Source organism: Marinomonas sp. G8-14 (assembly GCF_055808935.1).
In genome coordinates, this window is record NZ_CM147891.1 from 3,927,407 (window position 1) to 3,939,537 (window position 12,131).

General features: G+C 44.9%; 11 protein-coding genes and 2 tRNA genes. 11 read left to right on the forward strand and 2 right to left on the reverse strand.

Annotated features, from left to right (window positions below; all coding sequences use genetic code 11):
- Position 1 precedes the first annotated feature (1 nt).
- The 4 genes from AC0L6V_RS20060 (at position 2) to AC0L6V_RS20075 (ending at position 3,185) form a co-directional block, all read left to right on the forward strand.
- Entirely contained in the window at positions 2-454 is a 453-nt protein-coding gene (locus AC0L6V_RS20060) for a YggT family protein (RefSeq protein WP_418138547.1), read from the forward strand.
- Between the two features lie 170 nt (positions 455-624).
- The gene (gene coaD, locus AC0L6V_RS20065) at positions 625-1,110 is read left to right on the forward strand and encodes a pantetheine-phosphate adenylyltransferase (RefSeq protein ID WP_111608330.1); all 486 of its coding nucleotides are present in this window, start codon (positions 625-627) and stop codon (positions 1,108-1,110) included.
- Between the two features lie 67 nt (positions 1,111-1,177).
- Positions 1,178-1,429, forward strand: coding sequence for a YfhL family 4Fe-4S dicluster ferredoxin (locus AC0L6V_RS20070; protein ID WP_111608331.1), 252 nt, complete (start codon positions 1,178-1,180; stop codon positions 1,427-1,429).
- Positions 1,430-1,448: 19 nt separating this feature from the next.
- A complete protein-coding gene (locus AC0L6V_RS20075) occupies positions 1,449-3,185 on the forward strand; it encodes a potassium/proton antiporter (protein WP_265220324.1) in 1,737 nt (578 codons plus the stop codon).
- Between the two features lie 14 nt (positions 3,186-3,199).
- Here the strand turns inward: AC0L6V_RS20075 and AC0L6V_RS20080 are convergent, their stop codons facing one another.
- Entirely contained in the window at positions 3,200-4,303 is a 1,104-nt protein-coding gene (locus tag AC0L6V_RS20080; protein WP_418138548.1) for a potassium channel family protein, read from the reverse strand.
- 12 nt (positions 4,304-4,315) lie between these two features.
- Positions 4,316-4,789, reverse strand: coding sequence for a tRNA (uridine(34)/cytosine(34)/5-carboxymethylaminomethyluridine(34)-2'-O)-methyltransferase TrmL (gene trmL / locus AC0L6V_RS20085; RefSeq protein ID WP_111608334.1), 474 nt, complete (start codon positions 4,787-4,789; stop codon positions 4,316-4,318).
- 119 nt (positions 4,790-4,908) lie between these two features.
- Here trmL and AC0L6V_RS20090 point away from each other — a divergent pair.
- The 7 genes from AC0L6V_RS20090 (at position 4,909) to ugpE (ending at position 12,130) form a co-directional block, all read left to right on the forward strand.
- Positions 4,909-4,984 (forward strand) — tRNA-Phe (locus AC0L6V_RS20090).
- 85 nt (positions 4,985-5,069) lie between these two features.
- Positions 5,070-5,145: transfer RNA gene (locus AC0L6V_RS20095), tRNA-Phe, on the forward strand.
- A 131-nt stretch (positions 5,146-5,276) separates the two neighbouring features.
- Positions 5,277-8,450, forward strand: a complete 3,174-nt coding sequence (locus tag AC0L6V_RS20100) for a CHASE domain-containing protein (protein ID WP_409418980.1) — start codon at positions 5,277-5,279, stop codon at positions 8,448-8,450.
- A gap of 30 nt (positions 8,451-8,480) precedes the next feature.
- Complete coding sequence (locus AC0L6V_RS20105; protein WP_418138549.1) at positions 8,481-8,783, forward strand: Hpt domain-containing protein; 303 nt, start codon at positions 8,481-8,483, stop codon at positions 8,781-8,783.
- 223 nt (positions 8,784-9,006) lie between these two features.
- Positions 9,007-10,308 carry a sn-glycerol-3-phosphate ABC transporter substrate-binding protein UgpB gene (gene ugpB, locus AC0L6V_RS20110; protein ID WP_265220106.1) on the forward strand — a complete coding sequence of 434 codons (1,302 nt, stop codon included), beginning with the start codon at positions 9,007-9,009 and terminating at the stop codon, positions 10,306-10,308.
- 98 nt (positions 10,309-10,406) lie between these two features.
- Positions 10,407-11,285: a sn-glycerol-3-phosphate ABC transporter permease UgpA gene (gene ugpA / locus AC0L6V_RS20115; RefSeq protein WP_111608340.1), complete on the forward strand. Its 879-nt coding sequence runs from the start codon at positions 10,407-10,409 to the stop codon at positions 11,283-11,285.
- Complete coding sequence (ugpE, locus tag AC0L6V_RS20120; protein WP_265220108.1) at positions 11,282-12,130, forward strand: sn-glycerol-3-phosphate ABC transporter permease UgpE; 849 nt, start codon at positions 11,282-11,284, stop codon at positions 12,128-12,130. The genes ugpA and ugpE overlap by 4 nt, the downstream gene beginning before the upstream one ends.
- Position 12,131 lies beyond the last annotated feature (1 nt).

Below are 12,131 nucleotides of genomic sequence, written 5' to 3' on the forward strand. Positions count from 1 at the left end.
CGTGCGGATTTTTACAATCCGATTAGCCAAGGCATCGTTAAAGCAACGAGTCCCGATTGTCTTGCCTTTGCGCAAGGTGATTCCAGCGATTGGTCGTTTGGATACCGCATCCCTAGTGCTAGCATTAGGTGTGCAGTTACTGACGGTCTTCTTGGTGGTATTGATTAATGGCGTGGGGATTTCTCCGGTCAGTTATGCTATTTTTACCGTGGCAGGCACGTTATACCATTTGTTGGATTTGTATTTTTGGGCCATGCTTATTTCGGTCATTCTGAGCTGGGTCGCTCCTACGGCGAGTCACCCAGGTGCCTTGCTAGTAGGGCAAATTACGGCACCTCTATATCGTGCTTGTCAGCGAGTAATTCCGACCTTGGGCGGATTGGACTTATCCCCCATTTTTATCTTTTTGGCGATTTCGTTTTTGAAGCAAGTGTTAGCACCGTATAGTATTTAGTGCAGTTATCTGCATTGTGCATAAGGCAATAAAAATACTGGATATTATTCGGTGAATTGAGAACAGGGGCGTATTCCTATATGATGCGACCCCTAAACGGGAATTTGAGCGGACAAAAAAACGTCAGCTGCCCGCTTCCTTCTCCCTTATTAATTTTTTGGATGAAAGCTATGAGTACGATTGCGGTTTATCCGGGGACATTTGACCCTATTACAAACGGCCATACGGATTTGGTTGAACGCGCATCAAAGCTATTTAACAAGGTTATCGTAGCGGTGGCTGCGAGTCCTAAAAAGCGCCCAGCACTGTCCCATGAAATGCGTATTTCATTGGCGAAAAAAGTATTGGGTCATTTGCCTAATGTGGAAGTGGTCGGTTTTGATAACCTATTGACCGAGTTTACTCGTTCCGTCAATGGCAAGGTCGTGATCCGTGGTTTGCGTGCTGTGTCAGATTTTGAATACGAGTTTCAATTAGCCAATATGAATCGTGCGATTGCTCCGGATGTTGAAAGCATATTTTTGACGCCTTCTGAAAAACATTCTTATATTTCGTCGACCTTAGTGCGAGAAATTGCGTCTCTAAACGGCGATTTTGGTCAGTTTGTAAATCCAGAAGTAAAACGTGTTCTACAAGAACACTACCAAACGATTTAATGTCTGTTTTATTTAGTTCTGCTGCTTAGCGCCTGTGCCAATATCGCAGCGGTCTTAGGAGAGAAAAATGTCTCTTATCATTACCGATGAATGCATCAACTGTGATGTATGTGAACCTGAGTGCCCGAACGAAGCGATTTCTCAGGGAGATGAGATTTATGTGATCGACCCATCCAAATGTACAGAGTGCGTAGGTCATTTTGATGAGCCTCAATGCCAGCAAGTGTGTCCTGTTGACTGTATTCCTTTGGATCCGAATCACAAAGAAACGGAAGAGCAGCTAATGGAAAAATACTTAGTGCTCACAGGTCAGCTATAACCAATAGGGTGTTGCCGCTATCGACACAAATAGTTTTATATTTTTAGCCGGAATATTGTTGTTAGTCAGTATTCTGGCTAGCTCTTTTACGGTACGTGTTGGCTTACCTTTGTTACTTGTTTTCCTCGGAATGGGGATGTTGGCAGGTGAAGAGGGAATTGGCCAACTGGATTTTGACAACCCAAGCCTCGCCTTTTTTGTCGGTAACCTCGCTCTCGCCGTTATCCTTCTGGATGGCGGTATGCAAACCAAAACTAGTACTTTCCGTGTGGCTTTATGGCCATCTTTGTCTTTGGCTACGTTGGGTGTGGTTTTTACTACCGGGGCCGTCGGCATGTTTGCGGCTTGGTTGCTCGATGTACAGTTGATCTATGGCTTGCTACTGGGGGCGACGGTCGGTTCAACCGATGCTGCAGCCGTCTTTAGTTTGTTGCGTAACAGTGGCGTAAAGCTTAATGAGCGTGTTGGCGGCACATTGGAAATAGAGTCCGGTGCCAACGATCCTATGGCAATTTTGCTGGTGGCCATGTTAACGGGCTTGCTGCAAAGTGCGGATCATTTGAGTATTTTGTCTTTCTTAGGGCAAATGCTGCAGCAATTTGCTGTGGGCGGTGTGCTTGGTTTGCTAGGTGGTAAACTGCTATTAATGATCCTGCGTCGTGTGCCTTTGATTGAAGGTTTATACGCACTTCTCATTATTTCTTTTGGTCTGGCTATTTTTTCTGGTGTCAATATGATTGGCGGCAGTGGTTTTCTGGCCGTCTACTTAGTGGGTTTGACCGTTGGGAATGGGCGCATTAAACAGCTTGATGCTATCTCCCAGGTGATGGACGGTTTGGCCTGGTTGGCACAAGCTGGCATGTTCTTGTTGCTTGGTCTATTGGTTACGCCATCCAGTTTGTTAACCCATGGTTGGCAGGCGATTGCGATTGCCGCATTTTTGATTTTTGTTGCACGTCCTTTGGCGGTAATGGTCTGTTTGCTGCCATTTGATTTCCGTTGGCCCGAACGCTTTTACATTAGCTGGGTTGGCTTGCGAGGTGCGGTTCCCATTGTATTGGCGCTCTATCCGATTATTGCTGGCCTGTCTAATTCGGAATTATTGTTTGAAATTACCTTTACCGTGGTGCTGATTTCTTTGTTGCTACAAGGGTCGACAGTGCCAGTTGTCGCGCGCTGGTTGAAAGTGGTGGTGCCGCCTGCGCCTGCGCCAACGACGCGCTTTTCTTTGATTGATGATGCCGATTCGCACCACTCATTAGAATTGTATGAGTTTCTTGTACAGACTGAAAAAGTGCGTATTCCCGCTTCGATTGTGCAAAATGTACCCAGTGCAACCGTGTCTACACCGCAGTTGGTATCGCTTGTTCGTGATCAAAAACCCATCGTAGTGAACGCGGATACTGTATTGCAGCTAGGGGATAGAATTTGGATGCTGTTGCACCCGGAGGATGTCAATGATGTCGCGCAGATTTTTTCTCAGCAAGCGTCTGGCTCTTTCCTATTGCAGAATTTCTTTGGTGAATTTGCTATTCGTGGTGATGCGCCTTTGATTGATCTAGCGAAAGTATATGGTGTGCCGCTAGAGGGCATCGCGCCTGAAGACACGGCCGCTGAGCTGCTACAGCGTCAGCTTGGTAAGCACTTGGTGGTAGGGGATCGAGTGCGCTTTGGTAACATTCGCCTAACCATTCGCCAAATGGACGGTAACCAAATTGAGATCATTGGGCTTAAGCTTCAAGACAAACAAGCGTAAGCCCAACCTTTACCTTAAGACGTAAAATACTGGCCTATTTCTTCTAGTGAAGGGATCACCTGATCGTCGTTTATCAGAATGATCAACCCTTCGGCTTCTATGGAAGAGAAGGTTTGTGGGTGGGTGACAATCTCACCATTTTTACGCACATAACCCAACGCGGTGCCAATGTCCTTTTGAATTAGGGTGGTGACCACCTCAGCCCAAGTCACTCCCGTTAAACGCACATTCAAACGAATTGTGTGGTCTCCTTGGTGTCGGAATAAATCTTCTAACACTTGCTCTGTTCCTGGAGCGATTAACGAGCGTACAAGCATTTCTGGATAGGCACGAACGGGTCTGATAATAGCGTTTGCCCTGGCGGCTTTAAATCTCGGGCGATTCGTGTCGTTAATCGCTTCCGCTATAATAAATGCTGGCGATTGTAGTGCGTGAATGCGATGCAGAATATCAAAGGTCAAACTGTCTGAGTGGCTATCTTGTAAGTCTTGGCAAAGCACAATAATGTATTTAGCCTTGTGTGCACCTGCGGATTCGAGCATGCCATCTTCTAAGGCGTCGCCTGTGTGATGTACCACACCATGTGATCTTAAATCCAGAGGTAAACCCTCAGGAAAGGCCGTGGTTAAGATCTGGACCGGGATATCGGTCAACTCTGGTGTGACACTAATTTGATTGATCAGTAAGCGTAAGTAGCGTTCTGCATCGTATTTGGGGGTATTAACAATAAGTATGTGATCTTGCATATCGTCCCACTTCATTCGGCCTTTAATACGCATCTCTTTGCGTATTAGCCTGATTTCGACATAGTCACTGGCGATTTGGGCGAGCAGAGTGATCCCCATTCCATAAATTAACAGAATGGTTGAAAATTGTCCCCAAAAAGTGATGGCTGAGATATCTCCATAACCCGTTGTACTGGCCGATGTCATGGTCAGCCAGAAGGCTTGCCACCAATCCAAATCTTCGAAAAAAACCATCGCCAAGCTGTGCAAGGCGATGACACAAGCAATCAATACGAGGCGCTTTTTTAAATCACTCGTCTCATGCAGGTGAACTTTTTTGCGGAATTGATGACGATTTTTATTTCGCCTTAGCATCATTGCGAGAGAGTTCATTGGACCTCTGTGTTACTCATTATCGATTGGCATGGCGTAATTTAATTGACGCCAAGACTCATATACCATCACCGCGACAGTATTCGATAGATTTAAGCTGCGAGAATTGGCTTGCATGGGCAAACGCAGTCTTTGGGCTGGTGGCAGCGCCTCAATAAACTCAGCAGGCAGGCCGCGTGTCTCAGGGCCAAAAACCAGCACATCGTTTTCAACAAAGCGCGCTTCGCTGTGCGTACGACTGCCTTTAGTGGTTAGAGCGTAAATCGTGGCGATCTCGTTCTGATCAACAAAGGATTGAAAGTCTGGATAGCGTTTTAAACGAGTGAACTCATGATAATCTAAACCTGCCCGACGTAGCTTTTTGTCGTCTAGATCAAAGCCGAGAGGCTCAATCAGATGCAAATGAAAGCCAGTATTGGCGCATAAACGAATAACATTGCCCGTATTGGGTGGAATCTCAGGTTGGTAAAGCACAACATGCAGCATAGGTTTATCTCCTTGATATAGGAAGATAATACCAGAGGAACAGAAGAAACTAAGTTTTTAATTTTTTTTCAAAAAAACTGTTGACCAGAAAAAAGGTTTCTCTATAATACGCCCCACTTGCCCAGATAGCTCAGTCGGTAGAGCAGAGGATTGAAAATCCTCGTGTCGGCGGTTCGATTCCGTCTCTGGGCACCATGATTAAGAGAAAGCCTGCTATTTTTAGCAGGCTTTTTTTGGTTAAATCGGTTTTTTATTCAAAATGACCGGTCATGTCTTATTTGCCCAGATAGCTCAGTCGGTAGAGCAGAGGATTGAAAATCCTCGTGTCGGCGGTTCGATTCCGTCTCTGGGCACCATATATTCCTCATCTTTCTCTATAATAAACTCTCCATAAAATAGCTTTTTATTACATAACGTAACCAATATTAAATCTTAAACACTCGTTGTTTTAGTTATGCTTTAACTATCTTTGATGGAGCAAGTGATTATGATGAGAGTGATGACGATAGTCGCCTTAACTGCGTTGGGGTATTTTATCCTTGGCGTTGTGGGGTTGGCTGTTGCGATTTCACCGGGCTATTCGACGATTATTTGGCCAGCTTCTGGTTTGGCGGTGGCGGCGTCTATCTTTTTTCCTAAGCAAGCGCCGTTCGGTATTTTCCTAGGGTCTATGTTGCTAAACATGGGTGCGACTTGGGTTAATCATCATGTTTTTGCTTGGTCTCTTCCTGTTCTTATTGCCCTTGGTTCAACGTTACAATCTTTTGTTGGTGGCTATTTAGTTCGCCGTTTTGTAGGTGTGCCTTTTCAATTTCATCGTACTGGTTTAGTGGTTAGGTTTGTCTTTTTAGCCGGTGTCTTGTCCACCTTGATTAGTGCCAGTGTTGGTTCAACGTCGTTACTTTCTTTTGGAATCATTAATAAGGCGGAGTTTCTAACCAATTGGCTGGTTTGGTGGGGCGGTGACATGATCGGGGTGTTGGTCATGGTGCCTTGGTTGGCAGTGTGTTTCCCTCAGTACTTTGGTAATAAATTCGAACATCCGCTGCGTTTAGTGGGTGGTTTTATATTTGTCTTGGTGCTTACGATTGTTTTGTCTTGGGGAAGCAGTTATTCGGAATGGAATAAACAATCGAAAGAGTTTCGTTCCAACGCCGAATTGCTAGAAGTGCTGCTTAATAATCGTATTAAAAACAGCGTGGATATGTTGCACAGCTTTGTCGGCTTGATAAACGGCAGTGAGCAAATTGAAGCGAATGAGTTTGAGCTTTTTGCAGATAGTGTGATGCGTCGAGATGATTCTATTTTGGGGGTGTCATTAAACTTTGTCGTGGCTGGAAAAGATATTGCTAGCTTTGAACAGATGATTCAAAAAAATTACCCAGACGATATTTTTCGTGTGAAGGAAAGGGACAGCGAGGGCAAACTTAAGACCGTTACGCCAAGAGATAGGCACATTGTGGTGACTTTTATTAGCCCCTTACAGAGCAATAAAGCGGCATTAGGTTACGACGTTTATTCGCAAGCCGATCGACGTTTTGCCTTAGATCAGGCTATTTCGTCACGTCAAGTTTACCCCACGGCTCCACTCAAGCTAGTTCAAAATTCGAATGCTGTATTATTGTTTTTGCCATTTTTTGATCGAGACACCGATGTTTTTTTAGGTGTTGCGACAGCGGTCATCGAGATTGATACGTTAACCGATACCATTGTTAAGCAAGGGCTTCTCCCCAATACTGAGCTCTACTTGGTCGATACTGATAACGCGACATCCAAGCCGATTATCGTGACAAAAAATACGGCAGCTCATTTGTCTGCAGAAGACTTGGTTACTCGTTACCTGGCCGGTGAATTTCATCATGCGGTTAATTTCGTTATTAATGTGGGTGGCAAAAACTGGCAGTTGTATCAAGTTAGTGACAACTACTTTTTCAAACAGCCTTGGATCGTGAAGTTTGTTCTAGCTTGTGGTTTTTTATTCACTGGTTTATTTGGTTGGTTTTTATTGATTGTGAGTAGCCATACGGCGGAAGTTGAAAATCGAGTGAGATTAAGGACGCGAGATTTGCAGTTGGCAAACGAGCATTTAAAAGCGTCTGAACTGGAACAAAGCAAAGCCAAAGAAGAGGCGCAAGAAGCCAACCGCGCTAAAAGTGAATTCTTGGCAAATATGAGTCACGAAATTCGTACGCCATTAAATGGCGTTATTGGTTGTTTGTCTTTGTTGATGAATACGAAATTGCAGCCTGAACAGTCGAATTTAGCAAAAATGTCTCAGCAGAGTGCGGAATCCTTGTTGGATATTATTAATGATATTTTAGATTTGTCTAAGATTGAGATGGGAACCTTAGCGTTATACAAGCAAGACTTTGAGTTACGGGCGTTAATTGAAGAAGTAACCAATATCTTTGTTTTAAAATCCGAAGAGAAGGGCATCGTACTGAATTCACCAACCACTCCAGTTCCTAATATATTACTCTTTGGCGACAGATTGCGCCTCAAACAAGTGTTGGTTAATTTGATGGGGAATGCGGTTAAATTTACCCAAGAAGGTGAAGTGGCGTTGCGATTTACGCTTGAGCCGCTAGCGGATGACAGTGTTGTTTTGAGTGTTGGTATTAAAGACTCAGGAATTGGTGTGTCTGAAACTAATCAACGGCATTTGTTCCAGCGTTTTAAACAAGCGGATGGGTCGACAACACGCAAATTTGGTGGCACAGGATTGGGTTTGGCAATCAGTAAGGAAATTATCCAAGCCATGGATGGAGAGATCGGTTTAAACTCAGTGGAAGGTCAGGGGTCTGATTTTTGGTTTCGTATACCACTCACTGTGGTTTCAACTGCAGAGCATATCCCCGTGGTGACTGATGGCACAGAACAAGCTATTAGAGTGACGTTAATTTATGCGAATAAAATTGGTCGTGAGTATGTTAGCGCATTGCTGGATTCGTTAGGGGTCATTTGCAATGCTTACGATAGTATTGCCAGCGCGCTTGCTGACAGTGAATGGATCGGAAATTGTATACTACTGGACTCTGATGTCGTTTCGGCTACTTCTGATGTGACTGAGTTGGATTCATTTTGCCGGAAGAATGCGGTTAAGCGAATATTGCTACAAGGACGTTCAAGTATGGATTTTGATAAAGAAGTGTATGTTGCTTCTTTAACGAAACCTGTTTTTCATCAACCATTGGTGGACGTGCTTGAAAATCTAAAACCATTAGTGGGAGGAGAGCCAGTGATGGCGGCGAGCGAAGTAGAGAAAGCCTCTGAGGGTCGGCCAATATTTAAGGCCAAAGTATTGCTAGCAGAAGACAATTTAACCAACCAGATTGTTGCTCGTGGTCTGTTGAATTTATATGGCGTAGAGGTTGTGGTAGCGGAGAACGGTCAAAAAGCGGTCGAGCAAGCCCAATCCACTCAATTCGATCTGATCTTCATGGATTGCCAGATGCCAATCATGGATGGTTATGAAGCGACGCGAACGATTCGTCAGTTTACCGATGGACAAACGCCTTCTGATTTAGTGATTGTTGCACTTAGTGCCAATGCCATGAAAGGTGATGAAGATGAATGTTTTGCGGCAGGGATGAATGACCATATCGCTAAACCAATTTCACAAGATAAATTAGTAGTGATACTCACAAAATGGCTTTCTTAGTGGATAAGATTGAAATGGAGATTCTTTGTCATGCTTGAGCCTAAGGTATTTGATAATACAGCTCTACGAGAGCCTCGTCTGACCTATAACCATGAACTAATGACTTTGGTTGCCAGTGAGTCTATTAAAGAAGCTACTGTCTTTCTAGACATGCTACAAGCTCACATGATGGATGAGGGCTGGGAAAATTTTGCTTTGGTCGCACACCGTTTAAAAGGCGCTGCTTTGGAAGTGTCTGGTTATCGTTTTTGTCAACTAATCACTGAAATGGAACGTGTAGCGATACAAGGTAAGGGCGATCAATTACCTATTCGTTATACTGCTTTGAGATAGGCCTTTGAGGCTTTGAGGCTTGTTTTCAAACAAGAAATTTTGCGTTAAATCTTCTCTAAGAGATCTTTATTTCCTTTCATATCTTGCCCTTTCGACGCAAGGAAGGTTTCATTTGAATTGCAATTGTATTTCAAATGAAACCTAACTATCATCAAAGTGAAACATTTTCTTTCTATAGTGGTTCTTTCTTTTCAAATAAAAACTCATTGTGAGGAACACGGAAATGCATAATTTGAAGTTAGCGTCGGTGGTTGTTGGGTTGGCTATGGCAAGTTCGGGCTTTGCGGCAACACAAATAGAGTGGTGGCACGCTATGGGTGGTGCCAATGGTGAGAAGGTTGATGAAATGGCGAAGGCCTTCAATGATTCTCAGAGTGATTACGAAGTTAAGCCCGTTTATAAAGGCAACTATACGGAAACCATGACGTCGGCGATTGCGGCGTTCCGCGCTAAGCAACAACCAGCTATCGTACAAGTATTTGAAGTGGGTACAGCCAGTATGATGGCGGCCAAAGGCGCGATCTATCCTGTGTATCAGTTGATGAAAGACTCAGGTCAGCCGTTCGATGAAAGTGCGTATTTAAGCGCTGTTACCGGTTATTACTCTAACAGCGAAGGGCATATGCTCTCCATGCCTTTCAATAGTTCAACACCCGTTTTGTATTACAACAAAGATTTGTTCAAAAAAGCGGGCATTGATCAAGCGCCTAAAACCTGGCAAGAAGTCGAAAGTGTGTCTAAAAAGCTGCTAGCGTCTGGCGTGAGCTGTGGCTTTACGACTGCTTGGCAGTCTTGGGTTCAGTTAGAAAACTTAAGTGCTCGCCATAATGTGCCGTTTGCGACGTTGGAAAACGGTTTTGCGGGTGTGAAAACCGAGCTTACATTCAATGGCCCATTGCAAGTGGCTCACATTGAGAAAATGGGCGAATGGCAAAAGAACGGTATTTTTAGTTATTCTGGTCGTACCAACGATGGTGCGGCGAAGTTCTACAGCCAAGAGTGTGCCATGTTTACCGAATCGTCAGCAGGTTACGCTGGTATCAAGCGTAATGCGACTTTTGATTTCGGTGTGTCCGAGTTGCCTTATTGGGAAGGTAAGGTGCAGCAGCCTTCTAACACCATTATCGGTGGTGCGTCTTTGTGGGTATTGCAAGGCCATTCCAAAGAAGAATACAAAGGTGTGGCGTCTTTCTTGAGCTACTTGTCTAAAGCGTCTGTACAAGCGGATTGGCACCAGTTTTCAGGCTACTTGCCAATTACTAAGGCGGCGTATGATTTGACCAAAGAACAAGGTTTCTACGCAGCAAATCCAGGTACAGAAACGGGTGTCATGCAAATGACAACGGGCACGCCTACGGCAAACACTAAGGGGTTGCGTTTGGGTAACTTTGTGCAGATTCGCGGCATCATTGATGAAGCATTAGAGTCTGTATGGAGCGGAGATGTGGATGCTCAAACGGCTCTTAATACGGCGGTTGAGCGTGGTAATGCGCAACTTCGCCGTTTTGAAAAAGCGAATGATTAAATAAAAGCAGTGCCCTCATGTGTCATGCGTGAGGGCACTTTTTATTGCTGCGATGGTGTGTTTTTTTATTTGTCTTTTTCTTTTGTTTGGATTGTCCGATGACAGTTACCTTTCCCCAAAAGGGCTTACCTTGGTTATTGCTTTTGCCCCAGTTGCTGATAACCGCCATTTTCTTTCTTTGGCCTGCTGAGCAAGCCTTAGAGCAAGCGTTTTATCAAGAAGACGCGTTTGGTCTGAGTCGTGAATTTATTGGTTTGGAAAACTTTGCTGATTTATTTTCAAACCCCTTATATTACCAATCTATTTTAACCACCTTGGTGTTTAGTTTTTCTGTGGCCATTGTGGGCATGTCGGTGGCCTTGTTGTTGGCGGTGATGGCGGATCGGGTGATTCGCGGCAAGTTGGCGTATCAAACCTTATTGATTTGGCCGTACGCGGTGGCACCGGCATTAGCGGGTGTGTTGTGGTGGATTTTATTTGATCCGAGCATGGGGCCGATTGCCTTGTGGTTGAAGTCTGCGGGTGTCGATTGGAACCATTATCTTGATGGTAGCCAAGCGATGATATTGGTGGTGATAGCCTCCACTTGGAAGCAAATCAGTTACAACTTCTTATTTTTCCTAGCGGGTTTGCAAGCCGTGCCGCGTTCGCTGATTGAAGCGGCAGCGATTGACGGTGCCAGTCCGTTTAAACGCTTTTGGACCATTGTCTTTCCGTTGTTGTCTCCGACGACGTTTTTCTTGTTGGTTGTTAACCTTGTGTACGCTTTCTTCGAAACCTTCGGGGTGATTGATGCGACCACCAAAGGTGGCCCAGGGCAAAGTACGACGACCTTAGTTTATAAGGTATTTGATGACGGTTTTGTTGGCTTGGATCTTGGTGGATCGGCGGCGCAGTCTGTGGTGTTGATGGGCATTGTTGGCCTGATGACGGTCATTCAGTTTCGCTTTATTGAGCGTAAGGTGCAGTACTCATGATCGAGAATCGACCTTGGTTAACCTTTGTAAGCCACGCGACGTTATTGACGGGGATTGCTTTGGTGGCATTGCCTGTGTGGATGGCCTTGGTGGCCTCGACTCATCCTGCGTCGGCGTTTGGCGTTGGGCATATTCCTCTGTGGTTTGGCAATGCTGGTGCAGAAACATGGGGCGCTGTGCTATTCGACAAAGCCGGTAACGGTGTCGACGTGCCAGTGTGGTTTATGATGCTGAACTCCCTGATTATGGCGTTGGGCATTACCTTTGGCAAAATTGCTATTTCGTTGTTGTCGGCGTACGCCATTGTGTTCTTCCGCTTTCCGTTTCGTAACTTGTGCTTTTGGATCATTTTCATGACCTTGATGTTGCCTGTTGAAGTACGGATTGTGCCCACTTACGAGGTGGTGGCGAATCTGGATCTGCTTAACAGTTACACTGGATTAACCTTGCCTTTAATTGCCAGTGCGACGGCGACTTTCTTGTTTCGTCAGTGTTTCTTGAGTATTCCAGGAGAGTTAGTCGAAGCGGCTCGGATGGATGGCGCCGGGCCATGGCGGTTCTTTTTTGACATATTGTTGCCTTTGTCTCGAACCAATATCGCCGCGTTGTTTGTTATTTTGTTTATTTACGGTTGGAATCAATACCTCTGGCCTTTGTTGATCACCACAGACGATGCCTATTACACCTTGGTAATGAGTATTAAGCGCATGTTGTCAGTAACAGACGGTGATATTGCGTGGAACCAAATTATGGCCACCACCTTATTAGCGATGTTGCCACCGGTTGCAGTAGTGATTGGTATGCAGAAGCTGTTTGTAAAAGGCTTAGTGGATTCGGAGAAGTAGT

What these genes read in the sequence shown, in the direction of transcription:
- coaD (WP_111608330.1), top strand. Translation starts at nt 625, where the DNA reads ATGAGTACGATTGCGGTTTATCCGGGGACATTTGACCCTATTACAAAC.
- AC0L6V_RS20070 (WP_111608331.1), top strand. Translation starts at nt 1,178, where the DNA reads ATGTCTCTTATCATTACCGATGAATGCATCAACTGTGATGTATGTGAA.
- AC0L6V_RS20080 (WP_418138548.1), bottom strand. Translation starts at nt 4,303, where the DNA reads ATGAACTCTCTCGCAATGATGCTAAGGCGAAATAAAAATCGTCATCAA.
- trmL (WP_111608334.1), bottom strand. Translation starts at nt 4,789, where the DNA reads ATGCTGCATGTTGTGCTTTACCAACCTGAGATTCCACCCAATACGGGC.
- AC0L6V_RS20100 (WP_409418980.1), top strand. Translation starts at nt 5,277, where the DNA reads ATGATGAGAGTGATGACGATAGTCGCCTTAACTGCGTTGGGGTATTTT.
- AC0L6V_RS20105 (WP_418138549.1), top strand. Translation starts at nt 8,481, where the DNA reads ATGCTTGAGCCTAAGGTATTTGATAATACAGCTCTACGAGAGCCTCGT.
- ugpB (WP_265220106.1), top strand. Translation starts at nt 9,007, where the DNA reads ATGCATAATTTGAAGTTAGCGTCGGTGGTTGTTGGGTTGGCTATGGCA.
- ugpA (WP_111608340.1), top strand. Translation starts at nt 10,407, where the DNA reads ATGACAGTTACCTTTCCCCAAAAGGGCTTACCTTGGTTATTGCTTTTG.
- ugpE (WP_265220108.1), top strand. Translation starts at nt 11,282, where the DNA reads ATGATCGAGAATCGACCTTGGTTAACCTTTGTAAGCCACGCGACGTTA.